Source organism: Niveispirillum sp. SYP-B3756 (assembly GCF_009495745.1).
Lineage (GTDB): Bacteria > Pseudomonadota > Alphaproteobacteria > Azospirillales > Azospirillaceae > Niveispirillum.
The window spans coordinates 17,280-43,986 of record NZ_WIDQ01000024.1; the positions used below are offsets into that span (position 1 = coordinate 17,280).

The following is a 26,707-nucleotide window of genomic DNA, read 5'->3' on the forward strand; positions in this document are numbered from 1 at the left end:
CCAGAAAGAGCGGGGGGCTGACATGTCCTTGCAGAACATGCTGCTGGCACTTTATGAATCTGATCTTTCCCTGTGGATTCGCCAGAATCCGCCGGTTTTCCCAACCATTGAATCCTTCCATGTGATTGCCATCGCGCTGGTGTTCGGCACCATCCTGATCGTCGATCTGCGCCTCATCGGCTTTGCGGCGCATCGGCGCAGCATCGACAAGCTGATTACCGAATTGCTGCCCGTTACCTGGGGCGCCTTTGCGCTGGCCGTGGTCACCGGGCTGCTGATGTTCGTGGCCAATGCCCCGGCCTATATGAACAATGCCCAGTTCCTGTGGAAGATGGTGGTGATCGCGGCGGCAGGCATCAATATGATGATCTTCCATGCCACCATTTATCGCCGTATCGCCGATTGGGATGTGATGATCCCCCCCCCCAATGCCGCCCGCACCGCCGGCGTGCTGTCCATTACCTTGTGGCTGACGGTGATCTATCTCGGCCGCTGGATCGGTTTCACGCTGGATACATTCTTCTGAGCGGCTGTATTTCGATATTTTTTATTAAAAGTGGGCCCGATTGAATGATTTCAATCGGGCCCTTTTCATTATTTGGTGTCAGTCGAGCGCGGCGACTGCTTCGATTTCGACAAGATATTTTGGCCCGGCAAGTTTCGGTACAAATATAAGTGTCGCAGCGGGTGCAATGTCGCCAAAAGCATCTTCACGAATTTTGCGCATTTTATCTGGTGCTATCGGGGACACCAGATAGGTAGTGATTTTAACGATATTTTTGGGTGAAACTCCATTGTCAGCAAGAATGCAGACAATATTATTCAAGGCCACCCTGTATTGCTCTTCCACCGTCTCTGGAATTACTGCGTCAGGTGTCTCACCCACTTGGCCCGAGGTGAACAGCAGCCGGCTTCCGGCTGAAACGACGGCTGCGTGCGAATAGGCACCGTAAGGCGGCAGAACCGTCGTGGGGCTGCTGAACTTGATCGATCCGCTCATGGTTCCCTGCTCCTGTGTTAAGGCGATTTGATTGTTGATAAACAGCAACAAAATGATATATATCGTCACATTGTACATAAAAACAAAAAATCGGATGTGCCCCCAACCTATTTGAAGGGGGGCTGTCCAGAAGAACAGGATCAGTGAGGCGAGGGACTGAAAATGAGGAGCTCACAGTACGATATTTTGTTCGAACCCGTTCGTATCGGCCCGGTGACGGCCAAGAACCGTTTCTTCCAGGTTCCCCATTGCAATGGCATGGGGCATCGGGCCCCTTCCGGCATGGCCGCTATGCGCGGCATTAAGGCGGAAGGTGGCTGGGCGGTTGTCTGTACCGAGGTTTGCGAAATTCATCCATCGGCCGATGTTTCCCCGCATTCGCACGCGCGACTGTGGGATGATGCCGATATTCCCGCGCTGGCGCGGGCAGCTGAAGCGATTCATCGGTATGGTGCTTTGGCCGGTGTCGAGTTGGGCCACCATGGCTTCCGTGCTCAGAACCGGACCACCCGCGAAGTACCGATGGGGCCATCGTCGCAGACGGTCGTGTCCTATGATCCGGTCCAATCACGCGTGATGGACAAGCAGGATATTCGTGACCTGCGCCGCTGGCACCGGGCTGCAGCCTTGCGGGCCAAGCGGGCGGGTTTCGACGTGATTTACGTCTATGCCGCGCATGGCCTGGTGACGCCCATGCAGTTTCTGTCACGCCGTTACAATCAGCGTACCGACGAATATGGCGGCTCGCTGGAAAACCGCGTCCGGCTGCTCCGTGAGTTGATCGAGGAGACCAAGGATGCAGTGGGTGATACCTGCGCCGTTCCGGTCCGTATCTGTGTTGATGAACTGATCGGCCCATCTGGCCTGTGCGCCGATGGCGAAGGCCGCGACGTCATCGAAATGCTGGCTGACCTGCCTGATCTGTGGGACGTTACCGTCGGTGACTGGTCCAACGACAGCCGGCCATCGCGGTTTGGGGATGAGGGCGTACATGAGGAATATGTACGTTTCGTCAAACAGGTAACGGGTAAGCCCGTCGTCGGTAACGGGCGTTTCACCTCACCGGACACGATGGTGTCACAGATCCGGCGCGGCGTGCTGGATTTCATTGGGGCTGCCCGTCCCTCCATCGCCGACCCGTTCCTGCCGCGCAAGGTGGAATTGGGGCAGATGGAGGATATCCGCGAATGTATTGGATGCAATATCTGCGCGGCGGCCGATAACACCTATACGCCGATCCGCTGTACCCAGAATCCGACGATGGGTGAAGAATGGCGTCGCGGCTGGCATCCCGAAAAGGTTCCGCCGCAAGAAAGCGAAGACAGCATTCTGGTGGTGGGGGCTGGCCCGGCGGGGCTGGAATGTGCTGTTACCCTGGGCAAACGTGGTTATCAGGTCATGCTCGCCGAAGCCACGGAGGAACTGGGTGGGCGTGCCGTGCGCGAACCACGTTTACCGGGGCTGGCCGTCTGGGGACGCGTGCGTGAATATCGTGTCGAGCAGCTCCACCGCCTTGCCAATGTCGAGGTTTTTCTCGCCAGCCCCATGACGGCGCAGGATGTGCTTGATACGGGGGCGAACCGTGTGGTTGTGGCAACCGGATCGCGGTGGCGTCGGGATGGCGTTGCCCGTTACCATCGCTCTCCCATGACGGTGCTTGATGACCGTTCGGTGTTTACGCCTGACGATATCATGGACGGTACGGCCGTTTCCGGGCCGGTGATCGTTTATGATGACGACCATTATTACATGGGCGGTGTCATTGCGGAAAAGCTGCGCCTTCAGGGGCTTGAGGTTACCCTGGTCACGCCAGCGCCGCTGGTATCCGCTTGGACGGTCAATACGCTGGAGCAGACGCGTATCCAGCGGCGTCTGCTGCAGATCGGTGTGCGTATTCGTGCGAACGAGGCGCTTGTTGCGTTCCAGGACGGGGAAGCGCGTTTGGCCTGTACCTTCACTGGTACCGTGCAGCCCCAACCGGCAAAAGCAGTCATCATGGTCACTGCCCGGCTGCAGAACGACACCCTTTACGATGATTTGATGGCCCGTTCCGACGAATGGGAGGCAGTCGGGCTTAAGGCCGTTACGCGGATCGGTGATGCCGAAGCACCTGGCACCATCGCAGCAGCGATATTCAGCGGGCATCGCCATGCGCGCGAATGTGAGCGGACAACCGGTCAAGAGGGGGTGCCTTTCCTGCGAGAGATTCCGGCCTTAGGTTCCTGGCCCAGCTAGTCGACAGGCCAGGGCAAGCTGTGCCAGGAAGGCGGCAATCGTCGCCGGAGCAGTTTCCGGTCAGCTGGCAACTGCTCTAGGCTGCCGGCAACAGCCCGGCATTCATACGGGCGCGCATTTCCGCTGGCCAGGGGATGGGGCGGCGGGTCAGCAGATCCATGCAGACCAGCACGACATTAGCCCGCAATCTCACCCTGTCATCGCCGGAGAACACAATATGCAGATGACAACTGGTGCGGCCGATATCACGCGTGAAAATGGCAATGGTCAGCAGATCGCCCAACTCGCTGGGGGAGAGGAATTCCGTTTCCAGCTTGACGGTGGGCACGCCGATATGGCGGTCAATATGCAGGCTTTTGAAATCATGGCCCAACGCCTGGGCGCACCAATCCTCCACGGCGGCATTCAGCATTTCAAAATAACGCGGGTAGAAAACGATCCCGGCCGGGTCCACCTGGGAGAAGCGGACCTGGGTGGTGGTTTCAAAGGGCATGTCATGTTCCTCTGGACAGCAGTGCCCGAAGCTCCGTCAGAAGCTCCAGCAGGACTTCCATCCGCTCAAGGGGAAAGTCGCGGAATGTCTCCGCGATCCATTGATGGTGGGCTTCGGCCAAGGTCACAAACTGGGCCCGGCCGGCCTTGGTCAGGGAGACGATGGCCGACCGGGCATCCCGCGGGTCGGTCACCGATTGCAGCAGGCCCTGGGCCTGAAGCTGCCGCACGATGGAGGTGACGTTGCCGTTGGAGACCAGCAGCGCGCGCGACAGCGCGCTCATGCTCAGTCCCTCCGGTGCGCGGTAAAGTGCCGCCATCACATCGAAGCGGGGCAGGGTGGTGTCAAACTGCTCCTCAAAAATGCGACGCAGCCGTTTTTCCCCCACTTTGGCGCAGGAGAGCAGGCGGATCCAGGTTCGCAGTTCCATAGACCCGGCACCTACCGGGGTACGCTCGTTAAAAATCTCGGTTTCGGCTGTCATTCGTATTCTTGTTGGTGACTGGTGGCGTGGGGAAAGTTCGGCATGGGTCCGCATCCGGTGCCAGCCGAAGCGCCAGGAACCAGACAGGTTGATCCGTCCGGCCTCTCCCCGGTCGATAGTTTATGTTTAAAGCAAATCGGAAAGATAGCCAAGCGGCTTGCTGCCGGCAAACCCGGCAACAGCCCCAAAAAATGCCCCCATGGGGGCATTTTCTCCCGTTATTCCCTGTCCCGGCGATCGGAACCGATCACCGGCCTCAAGCGCCGGCGCTGTTTCCGGTCAACCGAAAACAGCGCTAGCGGATCGACCGGGTCAACAGGCTGTTTCGGCTTAACGCCAGATCGCCATTGGCTTTGATTTCAAACAAGGCTTCATAATTGCCATGGATGCCGGCCTCGGCCTCCAGGCTGCGCAGCTGTTCGGGATTGCCGACCAGGGCTGCCATGTTGCGCACCGCCGTATCGCCAATACCGGCGATGATGAAGATGCGCTGACCCAGCGGGGCGGAGAGGCTGGCAATATAACCATAATCCACCTGTGCGCCCGGCTGGCCGGGATCAATTGTGGCGACGAACCGCTTGCCCGAACTGCGGTCTGTCAGCACATTATAGGCCTCTCCCGCCTGGACGCCTGATATCTGCGCCAGCAACGGGGCAACCTGGCCCAGATTGGCAAAACGCCCGACATAGATGATGTCGGTGTCATCCAGCATCCCCGCTGTCAGCCTGGAGGCGGGGATCAGCGGCACATGGCCGCTGCTGTTGGCCCGGAAACGGCTGATGGCGTTCTGTACCTCCCAAGCGGCCACCGTGGTGCCGACAGGGGCGAAATTCAGGTCCAGATCATAGAGTCGGTAAAAGGCTTCCGGATGGGTTTGCAGGTAGCTGCCCAGATTTTCCCGCGACCGGATGCCGGGTTCCAGCGCCATGCGCTGAATCTCCCGCTGGTCCTCCGTTTCGGCGATCAGGAACGTATCCCCGACCACCAGTTGAGCCGGCCCGGTGCCCAGCGGCTGCCAGAAGGCGGTGGCACGTAATTTATGCCCCAGCGGTTCCACCCGCACACTGGACCAGAGCAGCCAGAGCCCGAACCCGCCGGAGATCAGCACCAGCAGGATGGCGAACAGGCTGGCCAGTGATGGTCCGGCGGCTGTTGGAGCGGCGGGGGGCGGTGCTGCTGACGCTTCCGCCGGTTTCTCTTCCTCCGGCGCTTCCTCGGCCGGGGTGATCAGGATGATCCGGTACTCGCCCTTGGGGATTTCCAGTTTCGGGCCGGTCTTGCCGGCATAAAAATCGCCGAGGCGCTTGCGGAGCCGATGCACATAGACGCGCACGCCGGAATCCAGCGACGTGGCTGTATCGCTTGCGCCGTCGCGGCCGAACACGGCCAGCGCAATCTCAATCTCCTTCGGGGCCCGTTCATCCTGGGATCGCTCCACCAGGAAGTTGAAAAGCTGCAACAAGGTGGCCGAGCGTGCATTTGTCAGCTCGGCCCGGACCTTGATCACCTCTTCCGCGAAGCTGTCCGCCGACGCGGACACCTCGTCTGACTGCGGGGGTTTCATGCCTTCCTGCTCCGTCTATTCTTCATTCGGCTTTTTTTGTCCAGCCGCCTGAAAACCGCGCTTGATGCTGCGGGCGTCTCCCAAAAAATGGGAAGAGGCGGCGGGCCGAATACCCTTGTCTCCCAACCTAGCAGGGTGGGTTGTATTTGTTCAGAAAATGTTTGGCACAAGCAACGAAAGGGCGGAAATTTCCGCCCTTGGCCAGAGGCCGTCTCTTACCGTGGCGTACGGGAATAGCGGCCGGGCGGCATCCCGGTCCAATCCTTGAAGGCGCGGGAAAAGGTGGCGGTGTCGGAATAGCCCAGCTGTTCGGCCGCCACCGACAGCGGCAGGTCCGGGCTGCCCAGGATCAGCCGCGCCCGTTCCTGCCGCGCCTCCTGCAACAGTAGCCGGAAGGAGGTGCCCTCCTCCATCAGCCGTCGGCGCAGCGACCGTTCAGACAGCTTCAGTTCCGCCGCCGCGGCGGCACAATCGACATGGGTCCGGCCCAGCCGGCGGGTGATGATATCCTTGGTCAAGGCGGCCAGCCCTTCGGCCGGCTTGCTGTCCGGCCCCATCAGGTCCAGCAGGTGCCATTCCAGAATATTCTTCAGCTTCTGGTCTTCCGACGGAATGGCGCTGGCGAAGGGCCGGTCGAGATCCTCATTGCGGATGGTCAGGCCATTGGCCACCTGGCTGCCTGTCACCGGCGCGCGGAAGAAGCGGGCCAGCGCCTCCTCCCGCCCGGTGATGGCATGTTCGAACTGGACCGAGACCGGCGCCCAGCGGCTGTTGGTCAATTGGCGGATCAGATGGGTATGGCCGGAAATGGCAAATTCCGCATCCTGGCGCCGGGGCCAGATATCCGCATCCTCAATCCGATAGGCATAGGTGGTGCAGTCCGGGCCGATATGGCTGTCGAACAGGGTGCGGCTTTGCAGACGGGACTGGAAGGTCGCCAGATAATCCAGCGCCCCCCGCAGGGTACCAGAGGCGCGCAGCAGCGCATAAAATGGCCCCAGATCGGCCAGCCCGAAGGAAAGCCCCATTTCCAGCCCCAGATCGGGCCGATCCAGCTTGGTGGCGGCATGTTCCAGCAGCGCCACATAGCGGTGCAGCGGCACCCGCTCATAGGGCGTATCCAGCTGGGACAGGAAGAATCCATGCTCACGCAGCAGCGGATCGATGCGCCCATCCATATCGGACAGCACATTCAGCAGGGCGGTGAGAAACAGCGCCCGGATGGTGGGCGGGGTGCCGGTGTTATGATGTTCCGGCTCCGACGATGCTCGGCTTTTCGGCATTCGACGCAAAACCTTTCCTGACCGATTCTGCAAAGCAGTGGTCCCCGCCTGCAATTTACACACAACCATGCGCGGACGAAACTGCTGTTCGTCCGCACAGGATTGCGGCCCGTTGGTCCATGCACCGCAGATGCGCGCCGGGCCGCCACCGCACCCATGTTCCCTATCAGGTTGGACCCATGAGCACCCTGCCTAAGATCGATTTCATCTACCTTTCCGAGCCGGACATGATCCGGGCCGGCGTGACCGATATGGCGGCCTGCGTCGACACGATGGAGGAGATGTTCCGCCTGCTGCACGCCGGTGATTACCGCATGGCCGGGCCGGATAGCAATTCCCACGGCGCCATCGTGATCTTCCCGGAAGAATCACCCTTTCCTAATATGCCCAAGCCGACGGCTGACCGGCGCTTCATGGCTATGCCGGCCTATCTGGGCGGGAATTTCCATACGGCGGGCATGAAATGGTACGGCTCCAACATTGAAAACCGGGGCAAGGGCCTGCCGCGGTCCATCCTGATGTTCATCTTGAATGATGCCGATACGGGGGCACCGCTGGCGTTGATGTCGGCCAACCTTTTGTCGGCCTATCGCACCGGGGCGGTGCCGGGGGTGGGCGCGCGGCATCTGGCGCGCAAGGACAGCCGGGTTGTCGGCATTCTGGGGCCGGGCGTGATGGCCCGCACCTCGCTGGCCGCCTTCATGGCCGTCTGCCCTGCCATTGACACGGTGAAGCTGAAGGGCCGGGGGCAGCAGAATGTCGATGCCTTCCGCGCCTGGATGGCCCAGACCTATCCGCAGATCACCAACGTGCAGGTGGTGGAAACGGATGAACAGGTTGTGCGCGATTGCGATATTGTCACCTTCTGCGCCTCCGTCGCCACGGGTGACCCGTCCATCTATCCGACCGTGAAGCGGGAATGGGTGCGCCCCGGCACCTTCCTGGCCATGCCCGCACCCTGCAACATTGATGCGGGCATGGAAGCGCCGGAAATCCGCAAGGTGCTGGATTTCACCGGCATTTATGAGACCTATCAGGCCGAACATCCCAAGCCGGTGCACAAGATCATTCCGGCCGTGGGCGTGCGCTTCTTCGATCTGGTCGATGAAGGCCGGATCGATCGCAACCAGCTGGAAGATCTGGGCCGTATCGCGGCCGGCGATGCACCCGGCCGCCGCAATGATGATGAAATCATCATCCTGTCGGTTGGCGGCATGGCGGTTGAAGACGTTGCCTGGGGCACGCAGGTCTATCGCAACGCCCTGGCCAACAATATCGGCGTGAAGCTGAACCTGTGGGATGTGCCCGCCCTGCGCTGAGGCTGTTGCCGCTCAAGTGCGTGTCCAGAAAGCGATCGTGTTTCTCCCAAGCGTTCACTAATCACCGCCGTCATTCCCGCCTTCGCGGGAATGACGGTCAAATGGTGGGGGGATGCGATCCTTTTAGGCTGAGTCTGACAAATAATACTGATTCGAGAGAGAAAAATGACCGATATCATCAAGGTAAAGACCGGTAACAAGTTTGAGGAACATGGCAGCTACTCCCGCCTTGTCGCCGTCAATGATCTGATTTTCGTCTCCAACACGGCCGGCCGCAATCCCCGCACCAAGGAAATGTCGGCGGACCCGGTGGAGCAGCTGCATCAGGCGCTCAACAATATTGAAGGGGCATTGGCCTCCGTGGGGGCGGTGCTGGCCGATGTGGTGGCGGCCCGCGTCTTCGTGCAGTTCCCTGACGATGTTGAAACGGTGATGACTGCCTATGGTGAGCGGATGCGCGGCATCAACCCCACCTTGACCATGACCTGCCCGCCGCTGGGTGCCCAATATTACAAGGTGGAGATTGAGGTCACCGCCTGGCGCGGTGCCTCGAAGGCCCAGGTCAAGGAACTGCTGATTTCCCTGTAAGGCGCACGCCCCCCCTTTTTCACGAAAGGGGGGGCGATTTCCGGTTTCAAGAGACACAAGAATGGCACCCGACATGGCGGCACCCGACATCACGCCCGTTGAAACCTCTGCCGGCTTTCCGGCGGCCACCAGCATTGTCATTATCGGCGGCGGCATCATCGGGCTGTCCGCCGCCCTGACGCTGGCAGAGCGGGGCATCCCGGTGGTGGTGCTGGAAAAAGGCCGCATTGCGGGGGAGCAATCGTCCCGCAATCTCGGCTGGGTTCGCAAGATGCTGCGATCGGTGCCGGACCTGCCAATGGCGCAGATGGCCGATCGGCTATGGGCGGAAATGCCCGCGCGGATCGGCCATGATTGCGGCTTCCGGCAGGCCGGCATCCTTTATATCGCCCGCACCGATGCCGAAATGACCAAGCATGAGGCGTGGCTGGCCTCTGTCAGCGGGGCGGGGCTGGACAGCCGGCTGTTGAGCCCGCGCCAGATTGCGTCCCTGGTTCCCGGCGGGGTGGGCACCTGGGTTGGTGGCATCCATACCCCGTCGGACGGACGGGCGGAGCCGACGCTGGCGGCCAGCGCTATCGCCAAGGCGGCCCTGGCCAAAGGGGCGGTGATCGTTGAAAATTGCGCTGTGCGCACCCTGTCGCTGAGCGCTGGGGCCGTCAGCGGTGTGGTGACGGAACGGGGGGAAATCCGCTGCGGGCAGGTCATTCTGGCTGGTGGTGTCTGGTCGCGGCGTTTTCTGGGCAATCTGGGTGTCAGCCTGCTGACCCTGCCGTTGGTCGCCTCCGTCTTGCGCACGGCACCGATGGAAGGGCCATGCGACATGGCCGTCGGCGCGCCGGATTTCTCCTTCCGCAAACGCCATGATGGGGGCTACACGATTACCCAGCGGGGAGCATTGTTCGCGCCCTTGACGCTGGATCACCTGCTGATCGGCCCGCGCTATCTGTCCACGCTGCTGGCGCAATGGCGCAATCTGCGGGTGGCACTGGGCCGGGATTTCCTGGACGATCTGGCGCTGCCCCGCCGCTGGGGCGCCTCTGACCTTTCCCCGTTTGAACGGGTCCGCACCATGGACCCGCCCGTCAATCAGGGCCTGAATGACGAAGCCATGCGCAATCTGGTGGCAGCCTGGCCAACCTTCAAGCAGGCGCAGGTGGCCCAGGCCTGGGGCGGGATGATTGATGTGACGCCGGATTCCCTGCCGGTGATCAGTCCGGTGCCAAAGATACCGGGGCTGGTGCTGGCATCGGGCTTTTCCGGTCACGGCTTTGGTATCGGCCCGGCCGCTGGGCAATTGGCGGCCGATCTGGTGACGGGGGCCCCGCCCTCGCTGGACCCGACGCCCTATCGACTGGACAGGTTCTGACAGGGTGGGGCGGCCTGTCTTCCGCCCCGATTGCCACCGCCGCCTGTGCCCCTATACGCTGAGTTGGTCCCTTGGAATACCCACGCCTTCCCCGCTTTCGCGGGGGAGGCACGGAAGGGGCAAGTAACTAACTTAACATCTATGGCCTGGCGTTGGCGCTGTTCAGACCAGCCCGCGCGTCTCCAGCCGCATACAGACGGCCTTCGGCTCGGTGAAGGATTTCATCGCTTCGCTGCCGAATTCGTGCCCCAGACCGGACAGCTTGTGACCGCCAAAGGGCATGGCCAGATCCAACACATTATGGGTGTTCAGCCAGACCGTGCCGGCATCAATCCGCTCGGCGAGCAGATGCGCGCGGTCCAGGTCGCGCGTCCAGATGCTGGCGGCCAGCCCGAAGGGCGTATCATTGGCCATGCGCACGATATCGGACGCATCATCCACCCGCACGGCGCAGACGACGGGGCCGAAAATCTCCTCCTGCATCACCGACATCTGGGATGAGACGCCGGCCAGCACGGTGGGCTTGTAGAACCAGCCATCTCCTTCCCCAGGGCAGCCGCCCGCCACGGCACTGGCCCCTTCGGCCAGCCCGGCTTCCACCATGGCGGCTACCCGGCTGCGGTGGCGGGCGGAAATCAGCGGCCCCATCTGGGTGGCAGGATCGAAGGCAGAGCCCAGTTTCAGGTTGCGGGCGATCTCACACACCCCTTCCATCACCTTGTCATAGATCGGCGCTTCGATCAGCAGGCGGGAACCGGCGGTGCAAATCTGCCCGCTATTGGCAAAAATCGCCGCAGCGGCACCGGGGATGGCCCGGTCCAGATCGGCATCGGCCAGAATGATGGCCGGCGACTTGCCGCCCAGTTCCAGCGTGACCCGCTTCATGGTCTGGGCGGCAGAGGCCAGGATGTTCTGTCCGGTGGTGGTGGAGCCGGTGAAGGCGATCTTGCGCACCAGCGGATGGTTGACCAGTGCCGTGCCGATTTCCGGCCCGTGGCCGGTGATGATATTCACGGCACCGGCGGGGAACCCGGCTTCCAGGATCAGTTCCCCCAGGCGCAGCGCGGTCAGCGAGGTTTCCAGCGCCGGCTTCAGCACCACGGTGCAGCCAAAGGCGATGGCCGGCGCGATTTTCTGAATCGCCTGACCGATGGGGAAGTTCCAGGGTGTGATGCCGGCGACAACGCCGACCGGCCGGCGCTGGGTATAGGCGCGGTAAACTGCGTCCTCAGGCACCAGCGGCGAATGGCTGACATATTCCCCGGTGATTTTCGAGGCCCAGCCGGCGTAATAGCGCAGCCCATCAATGGTAAATTGCAGGTCGATGGCGCGGGTGACGTTCAACAGCTTGCCGCTGTCCAGCGCTTCCAGCCGCGCCAGTTCCTCCCGGTTTTCTTCCACCAGCAGGGCCAGCCTTTCCAGCAGGCGGCCGCGATCCAGCGGCCGCATGGTGCGCCATTCCCGGCTTTCAAAACAACGATGTGCTGCCTGTACTGCGCGGTCGACATCGTCAATGGTGCAAGCGTGAAGCTGGGTGATGACCCGGCCGGTAGACGGGTCGACCGTATCAACCAGCCGGTCAGGCCGTTGCGGTTCCACCAATTGACCGTCGATCAGCGGCAGGCCGCGGGGCAGCTTCGGCAGGGGATGGGGGGCCGCAGGGCCATCGGGCGCGCGGTTCTGGGCGGATTGGCTCATCTTTCAACTCCACAATGTTCTTAGGGCCGCCCCATCCTGGCCCTGCGGCCCGATCGGCGGGGCGGCTGGTTATGCGGTTGCTGTCTTGGGCGCCTCGCCCAATTCCGTGTCGGCACTGCGGCCTTCTTCGACCTGGGTGGAACCGACCTGGCGATAGGTAGCGGGGCGGAATTTGCGCAAATAGGTGCCATGGGCGAGGCCGATCAACGCCACCGCCAGGAACAAAAGCGGCAGCCGGTTGACGGCGACCAGATCGGTGCCGGTCAGTGCTGAATAATTATCCAGCGACAGATAGGTGGCCACCGCGATCAGCAGACCGCCAATGAGCGGCGCCAGGGTCTTGCCGGCCGAATATTCGTGCCGGCGGGCAAAGTAGACCGGGATGGAAAGGGACGTCACCGTCAGTAGAATCTCCAGCCCGACCGCCCCCATCGAAGAAAGGCTGGTGGCAAGGTTCAGCAGCGGGTCCAGCCCCGCCAGGGCAAACACCCCGACAATGGCCGAAAAGATCACGGTCAGCAGGATGCAGGCCATATAGGGCGAACCATGCAGCGGATGCGCCCGGCCCAGCGGGGCCGGCAACAGCCCGTCGCGTGACAGGGCATACATATAGCGGGTGATATTGTTGAAAAAGCCCAGGGCCGCCGCAAACAGGCTGGTGACGGTCAGCAGGTTCAGCGCATTGCGCCCGAATTCCCCCAGATGCTGCGCCGCGATGCCGGAGACCAAGCGGCCGGGATCGGCCGCCGCCACCGCCTGTATCTTCTCTGGCGTGACCGCCAGCACCAGACACCAGGAGGACAGCACATAGAAGCTGCCCAGCACCAGCACCGCGCCATAGGTGGCGCGGGGAATGGTGACCTTGCGGTTCTTCGCCTCTTCCTGATAGATCGCCGTCGCCTCAAACCCGATGCAGCCATTGATGGCGTAGATCACGCCGATGCCCAGGCCGGGGGCGAAGATGGTGGAAGGCGTGAAGCTGCTGAAATCCAGCCCGGCAAAGCCCCGGTCATAAAGGATCAGCACGTCGATCAGCAGGATCAGCCCCACTTCCAGCAGCAAGGCCACCGTCAGTACCTTGGCTGCCATGGTGATCTTGCGATAGCCCAGCCAGGCAATGGCTGCCATGGCGATGGCGGCCCAGATTTCCCAGCGGCTGCTGATGCCGAACATGCTGTGCAGAAAGTCGGCGGCAAAAAAGGCCATGGCCCCCAGGGTGGAGGTGCCAGCACAGATATAGGCCACCACCGCCGTATAGGCGGCGGCGATCCCCGTCTCCTTGTTCAGGCTGACGGCGATATAGGCATAAAAGGCGCCGGCATTCTTCACATGCGGCATCATGCGCACATAGCCCACGGCGAACAGCAGCATCACGGCGCAGATGCCCAGCTGTGTCCCCGGCATTCCGGCCCCGTTCCCGAAGGCAAAGGCCAGCGGGATGATCCCGGCCAGCACGCCCATCGGCGCGGCACAGGCCAGGATCATGAAAATAATGTCGTTCGTTCCCAGCATTCCGGCCAACAGCCGGTTGGGGGGTTCAGTACCGGAAACGGGATTGCTCATGGCGATGGTGCAGTCCTGGATTCAGGGGTGGTGGCGGCCCGGTTTTAGGGGCGCCCGTCCTGGCGAACGACGGAAAGAAGGGGTCGGTCCCGGCCAGGGTGCCCGTCAAAGGGCAGCATCAGGGCCGCGACGGAAAACCTTCCCACGAAAAATTGTTATAGGCATAAAATATCTTGCCTCGGCGTCAGATGCAAGTATGTTGGTGGGAACAACAGCGCCGCCACGGCGCATCGGGTTCGAACAGGCGCACACTGACATCGCGGCTTTTTCCGGGTCGCCACCTTCCTGCCAGTTGGCCGGTGGGGGCGGTATCCGCTGCGTATTGCCAGGTGGCCACAATATCCACGGACAGGGAAGTCTCATAAGGAGGGGCTATGGTCAGGCTCTTGAACAATAAAGGGTATCATCTGATGGCTGGAAAGCAGGTCTCCCGCTACGCGTTGGCGGTGGGGTTGTCTCTGGCGGGGTTGGGCAGCAACCCCGCTTCCGCCCAACAGAAAGCGGCCGCCGCGGCGTCGGCTGAAACCGGCGGGTTGCTCGAAGAAATCGTCGTCTCCGCCCGCCGGCGGGATGAAAAGCTGACGGATGTGCCGGTCTCCATCACGGCCTTTTCGTCCGACTTTCTGGAGAAGCAGAATATCCAGAGCTTTACCGACTATGCGACGAAGATCCCCAATCTGACCTTCCAATATGGTCAGGGGTCGGATGTCTCCTCGGTCGGTTTCAGTGGTGGACGTCAGACGACGATTCGTGGCGTGGTCGGGGCTGAGACCACCGCCTATTATATGAATGATACGCCCGTCCCCTCCACGGTCAGTCCGCAGGCGCTGGGCCTGGACCGGATCGAGGTGCTGAAGGGGCCGCAGGGCACCCTGTTCGGTGCCAGCTCGATGGGCGGCAATGTGCGCTTCATCACCAAGAAGCCGTCTTTGTCCGACCAGCATTCCTCCGCCCAGGTCCAGGTTGGCGGCACCAATGGCGGCGGGCCCGATGCCGGCATCAATGCGCTGACCAATGTGGTGCTGACACCCGACAAGCTGGCGCTGAATGTCGCGCTGAACGCCCAGCGGGAATCCGGCTTCATCAAGCGCGCCTTCCCCGATGCCAATGGCCAGCCATTCGTCAAGGATGGGCAGGGGCGCAATGACAGCCTGTCGGGTACGGTGACCCTACGCGCCGCCCTGACAGAGAAGCTGGAGGCCACCGTCACTGGGATGGGCGAGATCTCCAAGCTGCACGGTTTCCCGGCCGCCTATCTGCCGCTGCCAGGCTTCAAACCAGTATCCTATACGCTCAACCGTGACCACGATGTGCAGGAATATTCCCGCAACCGTTGGGGCATTGGTTCCGTGGTGCTGAATTATGCCGGGGAGGGCTTTGCCGTCACCTCCTCCACCAGTATCTTTGCCCGCAAGGTGCAGGAGCTGGAGGATGGGACGGAGGGCACCAACCAATATTTCAAGCGCGAACTGGGTGTCGATCTGGGTAACCCCGCCCTTTACGTCATCAGCATCAACAAGGAAGAGCGCTATACCCACGAAAGCCGCATCTCCTTTGATGAAGGCACGCTGTTGCCCAACCTGTCGGGCGTGGCCGGCTTCTTCTATCAGCGCAAGGACCAGACCTTCCGCCAGCCGGCCATCCGGGTGCCGGAACTGCTCAAGGCTGGTTTTCCGCAGGATTATCAGAATGAAGTCACCATTCCCAAGCATGAAGATAACGTCGCTGTCTTTGGTGAACTGTACTACGATATTTTGCCGAAGCTGACGCTGACCCTGGGGCTGCGGCATTACTGGATCACCCAGCGGGTGGAAGAAAATCTCAGCACCGGCATGGTCAATCCGCCCGAAGGGGCCTATGTCCCGGAACTAAAGAATTTCCAGGCGGGCTTCGTGCCCAAGGCGGTCATCTCCTACAAGATGACGGACGAAGGCACGCTCTACGCTTCGGCTTCCAAGGGCTTCCGCGTCGGCGGGGCCCAGGCGCCGCTGCCCACCTTCTGCGCCAATGATCTGGCGGCCATCGGCGTCAGCCAGTCCCAGTCCCAGCGCTACAGCCCCGATACGGTGTGGAGCTATGAGGTCGGGGCCAAGGATCGGGTGGCCGGCGGGCGGCTGAATGTTTCGGCTGCTGCCTTCCAGATTGACTGGACCGATGTGCAACAGGCGGTGCCGCTGCCCGGCTGCTCTCTCAGCTTTACCACCAATGCCGGCAAGGCGCGCATCCGGGGTGGTGAGCTGGAAGTGTCGGGCCGTCCCTTCACCGGTATCCCGTTCACCTTGCAGGTGGGGCTTGGGTACACAGATGCGGTGCTGCAGGATCCGGGGCTGGTGCCCTTGGCACCGGGTTCCCGGTTGGCCCAGGTGCCGCGCTGGACGGGTACGGTTTCCGGCTATTATGAAACGCCGGTCAGCACAGAGACAGACCTGTTCATGTCGGCTGACTATAGCTACACCGGCACGGTGCCGGTGCCGAACCTGGACGGGAATGGCTTTCTGAACCGCCCGGCCTTTAATCTGGTCAATGCCAGTATCGGCCTGCGTTTCGACAATGCGACCCTGTCCCTCTACGGCAAGAACCTGCTGGATAAGCGGCTGAACTTCGGCAACCTTTACCCTTCCGCCTTCCTGCGGCGGGAGATGTTGTCGGGCGGGGGTTTCCATTACCTGCCGGTTGGAGCGGTCAGCCGCCCGCTGCAGATCGGCGTGCAGTATAAAGTGGAGTTCTGATGCTGCTCCACGGGGGAGGCTGCCGCCTTGCGGCGGCCTCCCCATTTTTTGGCATTCTGTTACGGAGCGCTGCAACGGTTTCATGACCGTTATCCGGCCGTGAAGCCCCTGGTGAGCGGATAGAATGGCGTGGTCGGCCCCTGCCATTGAATCGGCAAAGCCGGGCCGACCTTGTGGAGAAACCCGACATGACAGCAGCAGAGTGTGCCGCACGGCTGGTGCGGCACAATGATGATGGCATTCTATCCGGAGGGGCTGGACGCTCATGAAATTTGGCTTGAGGAGCAGGGGGAGAACCCGCACAAATCGTCTGACACCGTCCCGCCGCTTTCCCCTGCGGCCGCTCTGGACGGTGCTGGCGCTGGTCATGGGCTGTGGTGTGCTGTATGGGGTTGACCGGTGGCAGTCAGCGGATGCCGCTGCCCCCAAAGCCGCAGCCCCGGCATTTCAAGCCCACGCCACCATCCAGGAATTGATGGAACATATGGTCGATCCTGCTGCCGACGGGGTTTGGGATGCGGTGGCCGTCATCAGCAATGAGGCGGGAGTAGAGAAGCGCGAGCCACGAACGCCGGAAGAATGGCAGGCGGTGCGCGCCCATGCCATGATGCTGCTGGAAGCGATGAACCTGCTGCTGATCGAAGGCCGGCGGGTGGCAGCGCCGGGGGCCGAAGTGCATTTCGGCGAACATCCGACGGCGCAGATTGAAGCCATGATCAAGGAAAACCGGCCAGCCTTTATCGGCTTCACCGAAGGTGTGCGGCAGACGACGCTGCAGGCGCTGGCCGCCATTGACAAGCAGGATGTGCAGGGTTTGGTGGTTGCAGGCGGGCACCTGGATGAGGCTTGCGAGGCCTGTCATATCAGCTACTGGTATTCGATCCCGGCGAAGCTGCCATCCGCGGCGAAGTGACGGGCTTTCTTCTGGTGGGAATCTACCCGCCATGCGCTGCCAATCCGCCTTGATCGCGCTAGATCAAGGCGGATTTCGTATTTTAGCCGGCGTGGGCGACGACGATCACCCGCACCAAGCTGTATGAGGGCGGCCTTTATCGAGCTCTGTCCGCAATCTACCCGGTCGCCGACATCCGCGGGGGGGGCTGGCGTGGCAGGGTGATGGTGAAATGAGAACCCTCACCGGGGGCCGTCTTCAATTCCACATCGCCACCCAGCGCCGCCTGCGCCAGATTGTGCACAATGTGCAAACCCAGACCGGTACCGCCGCTGCCACGCCGGGTGGTGAAGAAGGGGTCAAAGGCGTGCGCCGCCACCTCCGGCGTCATGCCGACACCATTATCGCTGATACTGAACCGTACCGGCATATCCGGTCCCGCAGGGGCGGGCAGATGGATGGTAATGACCGGCTCACTGATGCCGTCAAAGGCGTGGATCACGGCATTCTGGATCAGATTGGTGGCGAGTTGCGCTACGGGGCCAGGAGCAATCCGCAGCATGACATCATCGGCCAGATCAAGCTGCATCGCCACACGGCTGCGACGCAGCAGCGGCTCCAGGCTGCGGACCATATCTCGAAGATAACGGCCGAGATCAATCTGTTGCGCTTCCTCACTATGCTGGTCAGCCGCGACCAGCTTGAAGCTTTGCACCAGATCAGCAGCGCGCGCCAGGTTGGTCAGAACCACATGCATCCCTTCATCGGCGATCTTGATGAACTCATCAAGATCGCTGCGCTTCAATGCTCGGTTATCCAACCGTACCTTCAGTTCCTGGCACTGGCCTTCGATAAAGCTGGCACCGGTCAGCGCCACGCCCAGCGGCGTGTTGATCTCATGCGCAACCCCGGCCACCAGCCCGCCCAGTGAGGCCAGTTTTTCCTGCTGTACCAATCGCGTGTGGGCAGCGCGCAGTTCCGTCAGCGTCGTGCCCAGCTGGCGATAGGCCTGGGCATTGGCAATGGCGATGGCCGCATTGGCGGCCAGGGTGCGCAGAATATCCTGTTCTCGCGGGCCATAGGCATTGGGTCGGCGTGTCTGCACCGTCAGTACACCCAGAATATGGTCGGAGATGGCCAGCGGACAGAAAATCAGCGAGGCCATGCGGGAATCCCCGCTTTCCTGCATGGAGGGGGCTGATGCCGCCGCGGCCTGGTCCAGCACCATCATATCCCCACCAAAGCTCAACGCCCGCACTGTCAGCGAGGTGGGATGATCCAGCGGATAGATCGGCAGGTCCGGATAGGGTTTGCCATCCAGGTTGAACATCTCATAGGCGATATGATCACCGGCCTCGTTCAACAGGGCGATGCCGAAGGTTTCGGTGGGCAGCAGGTCGCTGGCGCTTTGGGCCAACGCCGCATAGACTTGGCCCAAATCCAGGGTCGCCGTCAGCTCCCGGCCGACATGGCCCAGCCGGCTCAATGTGGTCGCAGATGCCGCCAGTTCCGCATTGGCCCGCTGCAGGTCAGCTGTCCGCAGCTCCACCTGTTCCTGCAACAGCTCTGTATCCACGCGTAAACGTTGCTGATACCGACCTGTCAGCCAGGACAGCAGGGCGACCCCCGCCGACATGGCGATGGCGAAATACAAAAAGGTCTGGATGCTGAGATCGGCGCGGTGGGCCGCTGCCGCGGCCAACTGGCGCGCCTGGTCGCCGTGCGCGCTGACCATCTTACCCAGCTGACCCTGCACCCGATCAAAAACCTGACCGAAGCTTTCCAGATAGGCAACGGCGCTGGGATAATCCAGATCCACCATGGAGCCAACCCAGGTGACGGCACTGCGGTAATCCGACAGCTCGTTCAACATGTCGTTAATCGCAGGAATCTGATCTGCCGTGGCGCCGGCCCGGCGATAGGCCTCCATATCGGTAATGACATTGTCCAGTGCGGCGATGGCCTTGTCCAGCTCCATCCGGACATCAATACCTTCGCGCTCCGCCGCTTTCAGCACCATGATCCAGTTGAAACGGGCGCTCAGCCCCTGCATCCGGTTGCCAATATCGGCCAGCCTTACGCTGGCCTCCATATTATGCAGGATCTGGGCATTGTCGTTTGAAAGGTCCAGTACCGTCTGGCCCCCCCGGCTGTAGAGCCCAGCCATGAGGATGATGGCAACCAGGGTGGGAACCAGCGCGCGCAGGGATGGCAGCAGTCGGCGTCGACCCCACCCCGATGCACTGTTTCCCGATCGGCTGTCGGCCATCACCGCCGTCACACTGGGCTGCGGGCTGGGCATCGTTTCATCCGGCCAGAGAGGCGGTTGTCTTGCATGGCCCGACCTTCCATCAGGGCGAAAAGTGCCAAACGGCAAGATCGCCCAAGCTGCAGAGATATTCAATCGTATGTGTATGTAAAAGAGGATAGGTCGCGCGGATCATGTTGGTGGGGCTGCCCTGGGTCGCCAGCGCTGAATGGTCAGAACCGGGTCGCCGAAGGGCGGGTTGCCCACCCCCTCCAGCCGGTTGGTGAACACAGTACCCAGGCTGTTGAACCAGAGGGGCAGCCGTGGCAATTCCGCCATCAGATGCTGTTGGAAGGTGACCCAGGCCTGCCGTTGATCATCGCGTGTGCATCCGGCCAGATCAATGCCATCCATTGCCCGGTCCAGCGCGGCATCGGCATGGCCGGTGAAATTCAAGCCGCGCATACCGTTTTCCGGTGTCGGCACAGCACTGGACAGGAAAAATTGCGGCATACTGGGAGAGATGGCGGAATAGGTGATACTGCTCAGTACCATATCGAAGCCTCGCCCCCGTAAGGTGCCAACGATGTCTGTCTCTTCCTTCAGGGACACTGACAGGCCCATGGTTCGCCAAGCCTCGGCCAGGGCCTGGGCGACCCCATGATCACCGGCGCGGTAGGACAGCGTCAGCGCCAGGGGTTGCCCTTCGGCATTGCGGCGCTGGCCTGTCTTGTCGCGCCGCCAGCCGGCGCTCTCCAGCAAACTGGCGGCGCGTTCCGGATTATAGCCATAGCGGGGAAAGCCCGCTGTATAGGCTGGCAGCCCCGGATGCAGATATCCCGGTGCCACCAGGGATGTGCCCAGCGTGAGGTCACGCACCATCGTATCCCGGTCCAGTGCCAGATAAAGCGCTTCCCGTACCTGCCGGTCAGCCAGGGCTGGCCGGCTGAAATTCGGGGTCAGCCAGGTGAGGGTGGTAGAGGGGGACCAGAGGATCTTGAAACGGGCGCGCCGTTCGCGGGTGAAGCGGATCAGGGCATCCTCCCGCACCGCCTTTGGCAGCAGCACATCAATATTCCCGTCCAGCAACCCTTGTTCGGCCGCCGTGGCATCCTTGAACAACAGGTCCACCCGCTCGAAATAAGGGGTGGGGCCGGCATAATAGGGGTTGCGCCGCAACTGGATGCTGTGCGGCGGCTTTTCCTGGTCGATCATATAGGGCCCCAGGTAAAGGCCGGGGCGTGTGCGGTCGGTGAAATAAAGCGTATGATCCAGATAATGCTGCGGGTCGGCACGGAAGATCGGCTCCTCCAACCGCCGCGGCAGCGGCGGCGGCACGAAAAGCTGTTCCTTGCACAAGGTGCCCTCATAGAGCACCTCCAGCCGGCGGGGACTGACCATCCGCATTGACCGGATGCGGGCGGTGATCCCGGTTGGGTCCAGCACCTGTGGCGGATAACGCCGGGCCACGGTCAGGCCGAATTCGATATCGCCAATATCCAGCGGTGTCCCATCACCCCAGCGCAGATTGGGCAGCAGGTCGAAAGTCGCACGGGTAATGGTGCGCCCTTGCTCGTCCGGCTGGGTCACCAGGGTACCGTCCAGGCTGTTGGGCAGCTGGGTGCAGAGCGAACAGGCAATCAATTCGCCATGCATCCGCCCGATCACCCCCTGGGTCAGCCTGAACAGGGTGGCCTGTGGCTGGGTGATGATCAGGCTGCCATGGGTGCGGGGATAAAGATTGTCTGCCGCTATGACCAGCCGCTTTTCCTGCAGCAATCGTTGGGCTTGCGCATCCTGTGCCCCGGCGGTGGGCACCAGGGCCAGCAGGAACAGCTGCATGGCGAGCAGCAACCGCCAGACGCGCAGACCTGTTACCCCCCTCATATCATCGGGAACGCATAGGCAGCGCCACAGCCCTGATACCACGGTGCCACGCCAAGATTGACCAGATGTTGCGCCAGAACCTGTCGGGCATAATCTGCCCGCAAGGCGGTGCGCGGCAGATTATGATAAAGGGGATCCCGGCTCAACAGGGCAGCCAGCACGCCCGTGGTCAGGGGGGCGGCCAGCGACGTCCCGCTCATATCCGCATAAGGCCTTTCCAGGCCATAGCGGCTGGGAATGGTGGAGATCAGGCCCGTCCCCGGGGCAATGGCATCGATCTGCCAGCCGACACTGATGAAATCCGGCACGAAGACGCCGCCGACACTGTAGCGGTCCCACTGATCCGGGGTCCAGCTGGCGGCAAAACTGCCGGCCGGCGTCGTGCCCAGCAGGCCCAGGGCCGATACAGCCACACATTCCGGATAGGCGGCCGGGTAGGTTACCGCCCCTCCTTCCGCGTTACCGGCGGAGGCAAGGCAGAGCGTACCGCGCAGCCGCGCGGCAGTGATGGCATCATGCTCAATCGCCGAGGCAGCGCCGCCCAGGCTGAGATTGATCAGATCCGCCCTATGGTTGATGGAGAGCAGATCGATGGCCGAGGCGATATCCACCTGGCTGGCGCCCCCCGTTTCGCCATAGACCCGGACAACCCCGATATCGGCACCCGGCACCAGCCCGCAGAAATCGGTCGAACCCGGCAATGGCCGTGCGCCCAGCAGCCCGGTGACGGCCGTGCCATGGTCCTGAACATCTTCCGCTGCCTGCGGACCGGGCAGAAATTCCCCAAACAGAAAGGCCCCCAGGCCATGAACATGGTTCAGCAGCGGCGTCGGCCCGGCGCCGGTATCCACCACGCCGATCCGGATGCCCGCCCCCCGGTTGGGGTCATAATAACGGGCGCCAGTCAGCGCGTGCCACCAGCCGATGGGCCCCTGGCCCATCGGCAGCGGCGGCAGATTGATGGTTTGTCCGTTCTGCGGGGCTTCCACCATCATGCTCCAGGCCCGGCCGTAGGGCAGAATCAACCCCTTGGATGCTGTCCAACCCGGTGTGTAGGCCAGGGCCGCCTGCCCCTGTGCATCCGTGACCGTCTGCACCAGCGTGGTGTTGCCTCCCCCCGTTTCAAACCAGATGCCGACCTGGGCGCCTTCTGCTGGCACACCATCGGCCAGCACGGTCAGCGTCAGGGAAAGCTGGGCTTTTTTCTCCACCGCCGTGCGGGCTGCTGGCTCCGGTCGTGCCCGCCGATGCAGGTCGCGCAGCGGCGGGGGCAGGGGGCGGGGGATCTGCCGGGGCAATTCCCGTTCAACCAGCAGGTGATCGGGCGCGTCCTTCAGCTTTTCGCGTAATTCATCATCATCCATCTCCAGCACCAGGATGCGGCGGCCATGGTCCTCCGGCGCTTCCTTCTGCCGTTTCAGCGTGGCATTGGGCGCCAGCGCCTGGTCCACAAAGCCGTCAAACCGCTCCCGCGCCAGTTTGCGCTGATCATCATCCTGAAAGGGGGCGGTGCGATGGGACACCACAAAACGGCTGCCCGGCTCCGGTGGGGGGGAACCCGGAAAACGGGCAGTGGCCTTCGGCGCGTTCATCTTGTTGTTCCTCCCATCGGGATATTGCGTGTTCCCAGATACGGGTCTGGCAGCAACAGGCTGCCAGCGGCCAGCGGATCATGCAGGCGCAGATAGAAATGGCCGATACCGGCCAGCCCGGTCATCAGACCCGGCTGTTCCCCAATACCCCGCAGGGCACAAGGCCAGGGCACGCGGGGAATTGCATGGCGTTCAATGCCGCGATAGCCGGCGGCGGCGGCCAAGGCCGTCAATTCCGGCCGGCCGAGCCAGAGCCCGGCATCCAGCAACAGGTCGGCCATGCCCGCGATACCGTGGCAATAGCTGAAATCGGTGGGAAGGGGGCCGGCGGGTTGCGACAGGGCGGCGGCGACAGAATGCAGGGCGGCCTCCAACTCCTCCCCCAGAAGCGACTCCTGCGCGCCGGCCGCCAGCAGCCAAAGCCGCGACCGGCCGATTCCTGCCGCGCCATGGCACCAGGATGCACCAAAGCTGGGCCGGGAAGAGGGATTGCCAACGCCATCGCGGTAATCCGGCCAGTTGCGGGCCTGCCGGTCAAAATGGCCCCTTTGATAGCGCAGTGCGGCGGTCAGGGCCTCTGCCCAGCGCGCCTCCCCATTGGCCAGATGCAGGCTGGCCAGGGCGGGCAGGAAACCGCTACCCCCATGGGCAAAGCCGCTTGCAGCCGGCATTTCCGCTTGGCTGGGCCAGCACAGCCCCTCCGGCGTGACCTGCGCTGCCGCCAGGATGGTGTCGCCCAGCGCCAGCGCCCGTTCATGGAAGTCCAGCCTGTCATGGTGGCGCGCCAGGGTCAGCAGCAGCGGCACCAGCCCGGCGGCCCCGTCCAGCAGATCCAGCGTGGCCGCATCCGGCATGGTGGCGGCTTGCGCCACCCTTTCCAGCCCTGATTCCACCAGCCCGTCACGTCCCAGCAGCAGGCCGATGCTGATGAACAGGGCGCCGATCCCGGCATCCCCTGTGTAAAAACCAGCCTTGCCACTACCCGCTGCGGCCAGCGTCAGCGCCTGCTCAACCGTGCGGGCGACCAGCCGGTCGCCCGTGCGCTGGTGCAGCATGGCCAGGAACAGCGCGATGCCGGCTGCCCCCTGGTATAGATCGGCCCCGACCGGTCGCACCAGCAATTGCGGCAGATTTTCCCGCTGCTCCGGCTCTGTCCGCAGCCAGTTGATGCTGTCTCCTTCGCGCAGCGCATCGCGGCAAAGCCGGCGGCCGATCTCATCCGCGCAGCGCAGGAAATGGTCCCGCCCTTCCACAAGCGGGGCTGTCACCAGCATCTGGTTCATGCTGCCCCCCGCAAAGGCCGGTAGAGATCGGCCAGACCCGGTGACAGATGCAACGCCTCCGGCCGCAGCCCGGCCCCGATCAGGCGTGCGGTCATGCAATCCAGCAGCGTGCCGCTGCCCGACCAGGCGTCAATGATGCCGGCGGCCAGCAGCCGGCAGCGTGACTGGCCAAAGCTTTCCCCCGTTCCGGGATCATCTGCCCCGCCCAGCCCAGGCAGCAGCTGGCGGGTGAAAAGCGGTTCCCCCGGCCGCAGCAGGGGGGCGATCATTGCAACCGCTTCATCCAGCACTTCCAGCACCAGGGGCAGATAACGCCGGGGCGGATACAGCACCAGCGTATCCACCCGGTCATAAAGTGCGGGTGCGACGGGGCATTTCAGGCTGAACGGAATGAAATAGCGGTTCAGCCCCAGCGTCAGCAGATGCAGCAGGGCTGGCACCTGTTCCGCCCCGACATTGAAGTAAAGCCGGGCCAGATCCCCTTCCTCCGCTGCACTGGCCGGGGTCGCACCAAAGGCATGGTAATAGCCGGCCTGCCCCGTGATGGACTGATGCGGCATCTGCAGGTCGATAACAGTGCCGGGTTGGGGCTGGTAACCGGGGGGAAGACCGGCCTGCCCCGCGCTGACCACGCGGTAGCAGCCGCCCTTTTCCACATGCAGCCGCCCATCCGGTGTCACCTGATAGATTTGCCAGCCCCGATCCAGCAGCGTCTGCCCGGCATTGGCAGCGGAAAGCGCCGCCACAAGGGAGGCATCGGGGGCCAGATCCAAGGGCTTGGCCGGGGTGGGGTTGCCGTCCCAGCGGCGTGTATAGGCATGTTGATAGAGCAGGGGCCACAGGGCTTCCACCATGGCTGGCCGAACATCCTGGCCCGGCGGGGCGGAAACCGTTTGCGGTGGCAGCGGTGCCAGTTGCACCGATTGCGGCGGCAGGATGCGCACCGCCTCGGCTGCGGCCACCAGGGACGGATCGGCCCAGTCGGTGGGGGCGGGTGGTGGTAAGGGGCTGGGGCCTGCTTCCACCGGCCGGATGACGGGGTTCTTGCCGCCCTCCCGGCCCAGGCCGAGGAATTCCGTCATGAAACGGTCTGGATTGGCAAAGGCCAATCCGGCCAGATTGACCAGCTCCGCCGCCAGCGGTGGCACGGTGGGGGAGGTGAAGGTGGATTCCAGGGCGCTTTGCAGCAACCGTGCGCCCAGATAGGGCAGCACCGGCCGCAGGCTTGCCGCATCTGGCCAGCTTGCCCCCGTTGCCGCCTGCCAGAAGGCAGCCATCGCTGTCCACATGGCTTGCAGGGGCGGCATGGGAACCGGTGCGGGCGTGCGCGGCGGCACGTTAGGACCGGCCATCCAGGGCAGGCCACCATCCTCCACCAGCCAACTGCTGAAAAAGCCGGCCAGTACCCCCGCCCGATCCCAGAGCGGGTCACCCAGATCGGCCAGTTCCCAATCCACAATACGCAGGTCGGGCGTGTTGTCCGCCCCGGAACGAAGCAGGATATTGTCCCATTTCAGATCGCCATGCACCAGGGTGCGCGGCTGCCAGCTTGCCAGTGCCGTCTGCAGGCCCTGAAGGATGGCGGGCGTGGCCCGTATGGAAGCCACCAGATGCGCGCCCCCCTGGCCGAGAAGCGGCATGTCGCGGTGGCCCAGGGTCAATATCCAGGGTGGCTGGCGCGGTGCGGCGATCTGTTCGGCGACCGTGGCGGCCAGCGGTTCCGCCTGCGCATGAATGCCCGCCAGACAAGCACCCAGCAGCGCCAGTGCCGCCGGGTCTGTCTGGCGGGTGCGGCGATAATGGGCGTCCAGTGTTTCGGCATCCCCGAACAGATCGAAGACCAGCGCACTGCGGCGTTCCTCAAAACGACGCAGTGCCACGGTCACCCCCCGCAGGACCGAAAGGGCAGGCAGCGTTGCCGCCATGCGGTGCAAAGCAGCCTCCCGTCCGATGGAACCGGCGAGATCGGGGGCAGCGGCAGCCACCTGCTTGATGAACAGGCCGGGCCCATCAATGCCAGAGATGCGGAAACTGCGGTTGCGTCGCCGCACCTCCCGAATCCGGAGCGTGTCGCCAGCAATATCCCCCGCCGTCAGCAGGGCGCGCGACAGCAGGAAGGGCGCAACATCGCCGGCCAGCAGAAACATGGAAACGCCTTTGCCGATAGGCTGTAAAGGGTCTGGACGGGGATTGCCCCCGTCCAGACCATCGGGGCCGATCTTAAGCGGCCGGCGGGCAGTAGGTGGTCTGCGTCACCCAGGGGTTGCCCATGACCGTGGTTTGCGGCGGGGCGACCGGACCCTGCGGCACCCCGGCAGGCACGCCACCCGGCTGAGCGAGGCTGATGGTGCCGGGCTGAGCGAGGCTGATGGTGCCGGGCTGAGCGAGGCTGATGGTGCCGGGCTGAGCGAGGCTGATGGTGCCGGGCTGAGCGAGGCTGATGGTGCCGGGCTGAGCGAGGCTGATGGTGCCGGGCTGAG

Annotated in this window: 20 protein-coding genes; 7 read left to right on the plus strand and 13 right to left on the minus strand. The window is 62.8% G+C overall.

Going from position 1 to position 26,707, the window contains the following annotated elements; translation table 11 throughout:
* Positions 1 to 22 precede the first annotated feature (22 nt).
* On the plus strand, positions 23 to 526 hold the full coding sequence (locus tag GE253_RS24205) for a DUF6644 family protein (protein WP_153206729.1): 504 nt from the start codon (positions 23 to 25) through the stop codon (positions 524 to 526).
* Between the two features lie 78 nt (positions 527 to 604).
* On the opposite strand, the gene GE253_RS24210 is transcribed toward GE253_RS24205, so the two are convergent.
* Positions 605 to 1,000, minus strand: a complete 396-nt coding sequence (locus GE253_RS24210) for a RidA family protein (RefSeq protein WP_173012811.1) — start codon at positions 998 to 1,000, stop codon at positions 605 to 607.
* Positions 1,001 to 1,162: 162 nt separating this feature from the next.
* Here GE253_RS24210 and GE253_RS24215 point away from each other — a divergent pair, with 162 nt between their 5' ends.
* Complete coding sequence (locus GE253_RS24215; RefSeq protein WP_153206731.1) at positions 1,163 to 3,235, plus strand: FAD-dependent oxidoreductase; 2,073 nt, start codon at positions 1,163 to 1,165, stop codon at positions 3,233 to 3,235.
* Between the two features lie 76 nt (positions 3,236 to 3,311).
* Here the strand turns inward: GE253_RS24215 and GE253_RS24220 are convergent, their stop codons facing one another.
* The 4 genes from GE253_RS24220 to GE253_RS24235 form a co-directional block, all read right to left on the minus strand.
* The gene (locus tag GE253_RS24220) at positions 3,312 to 3,728 is read right to left on the minus strand and encodes a thioesterase family protein (RefSeq protein WP_153206732.1); all 417 of its coding nucleotides are present in this window, start codon (positions 3,726 to 3,728) and stop codon (positions 3,312 to 3,314) included.
* Between the two features lies 1 nt (position 3,729).
* The gene (locus GE253_RS24225; RefSeq protein ID WP_153206733.1) at positions 3,730 to 4,212 is read right to left on the minus strand and encodes a MarR family transcriptional regulator; all 483 of its coding nucleotides are present in this window, start codon (positions 4,210 to 4,212) and stop codon (positions 3,730 to 3,732) included.
* 295 nt (positions 4,213 to 4,507) lie between these two features.
* A complete protein-coding gene (locus tag GE253_RS24230) occupies positions 4,508 to 5,776 on the minus strand; it encodes a hypothetical protein (protein ID WP_153206734.1) in 1,269 nt (422 codons plus the stop codon).
* Positions 5,777 to 5,991: 215 nt separating this feature from the next.
* Complete coding sequence (locus GE253_RS24235; RefSeq protein WP_153206735.1) at positions 5,992 to 7,059, minus strand: AraC family transcriptional regulator; 1,068 nt, start codon at positions 7,057 to 7,059, stop codon at positions 5,992 to 5,994.
* A gap of 179 nt (positions 7,060 to 7,238) precedes the next feature.
* On the opposite strand from GE253_RS24235, the gene GE253_RS24240 reads away from it, so the two are divergent.
* The 3 genes from GE253_RS24240 (at position 7,239) to GE253_RS24250 (ending at position 10,335) form a co-directional block, all read left to right on the plus strand.
* Positions 7,239 to 8,378, plus strand: a complete 1,140-nt coding sequence (locus GE253_RS24240) for a tyramine oxidase subunit B (RefSeq protein WP_153206736.1) — start codon at positions 7,239 to 7,241, stop codon at positions 8,376 to 8,378.
* Between the two features lie 165 nt (positions 8,379 to 8,543).
* Positions 8,544 to 8,966: a Rid family hydrolase gene (locus GE253_RS24245; protein WP_153206737.1), complete on the plus strand. Its 423-nt coding sequence runs from the start codon at positions 8,544 to 8,546 to the stop codon at positions 8,964 to 8,966.
* A gap of 61 nt (positions 8,967 to 9,027) precedes the next feature.
* Positions 9,028 to 10,335 carry an FAD-binding oxidoreductase gene (locus GE253_RS24250; protein WP_247878849.1) on the plus strand — a complete coding sequence of 436 codons (1,308 nt, stop codon included), beginning with the start codon at positions 9,028 to 9,030 and terminating at the stop codon, positions 10,333 to 10,335.
* Positions 10,336 to 10,497: 162 nt separating this feature from the next.
* Here GE253_RS24250 and GE253_RS24255 read toward each other — a convergent pair whose 3' ends face one another.
* Positions 10,498 to 12,033, minus strand: a complete 1,536-nt coding sequence (locus GE253_RS24255) for an aldehyde dehydrogenase family protein (RefSeq protein ID WP_153206738.1) — start codon at positions 12,031 to 12,033, stop codon at positions 10,498 to 10,500.
* Between the two features lie 69 nt (positions 12,034 to 12,102).
* Positions 12,103 to 13,596 carry an APC family permease gene (locus GE253_RS24260; RefSeq protein ID WP_153206739.1) on the minus strand — a complete coding sequence of 498 codons (1,494 nt, stop codon included), beginning with the start codon at positions 13,594 to 13,596 and terminating at the stop codon, positions 12,103 to 12,105.
* Positions 13,597 to 14,006: 410 nt separating this feature from the next.
* Here GE253_RS24260 and GE253_RS24265 point away from each other — a divergent pair, with 410 nt between their 5' ends.
* A complete protein-coding gene (locus GE253_RS24265) occupies positions 14,007 to 16,325 on the plus strand; it encodes a TonB-dependent receptor (RefSeq protein ID WP_153206740.1) in 2,319 nt (772 codons plus the stop codon).
* Positions 16,326 to 16,602: 277 nt separating this feature from the next.
* Positions 16,603 to 17,238 carry a hypothetical protein gene (locus tag GE253_RS24270; RefSeq protein ID WP_153206741.1) on the plus strand — a complete coding sequence of 212 codons (636 nt, stop codon included), beginning with the start codon at positions 16,603 to 16,605 and terminating at the stop codon, positions 17,236 to 17,238.
* Between the two features lie 157 nt (positions 17,239 to 17,395).
* Here the strand turns inward: GE253_RS24270 and GE253_RS24275 are convergent, their stop codons facing one another.
* From GE253_RS24275 to GE253_RS25955, 6 genes are all read right to left on the minus strand, one after another.
* A complete protein-coding gene (locus GE253_RS24275; RefSeq protein ID WP_153206742.1) occupies positions 17,396 to 19,519 on the minus strand; it encodes an ATP-binding protein in 2,124 nt (707 codons plus the stop codon).
* A gap of 138 nt (positions 19,520 to 19,657) precedes the next feature.
* Positions 19,658 to 21,352, minus strand: a complete 1,695-nt coding sequence (locus GE253_RS24280) for an ABC transporter substrate-binding protein (RefSeq protein WP_153206743.1) — start codon at positions 21,350 to 21,352, stop codon at positions 19,658 to 19,660.
* Complete coding sequence (locus GE253_RS24285) at positions 21,349 to 22,944, minus strand: S8 family serine peptidase (RefSeq protein WP_153206744.1); 1,596 nt, start codon at positions 22,942 to 22,944, stop codon at positions 21,349 to 21,351. Before GE253_RS24285 ends, GE253_RS24280 begins: the two co-directional genes overlap by 4 nt.
* Positions 22,941 to 24,227, minus strand: a complete 1,287-nt coding sequence (locus tag GE253_RS24290; RefSeq protein ID WP_153206745.1) for a lanthionine synthetase LanC family protein — start codon at positions 24,225 to 24,227, stop codon at positions 22,941 to 22,943. The genes GE253_RS24285 and GE253_RS24290 overlap by 4 nt, the downstream gene beginning before the upstream one ends.
* The gene (locus GE253_RS24295) at positions 24,224 to 26,374 is read right to left on the minus strand and encodes a T3SS effector HopA1 family protein (RefSeq protein ID WP_153206746.1); all 2,151 of its coding nucleotides are present in this window, start codon (positions 26,372 to 26,374) and stop codon (positions 24,224 to 24,226) included. The genes GE253_RS24290 and GE253_RS24295 overlap by 4 nt, the downstream gene beginning before the upstream one ends.
* 73 nt (positions 26,375 to 26,447) lie before the next feature.
* A partial coding sequence (locus tag GE253_RS25955; protein ID WP_211101576.1) for a hypothetical protein occupies positions 26,448 to 26,707 on the minus strand: 260 nt, incomplete at its 5' end.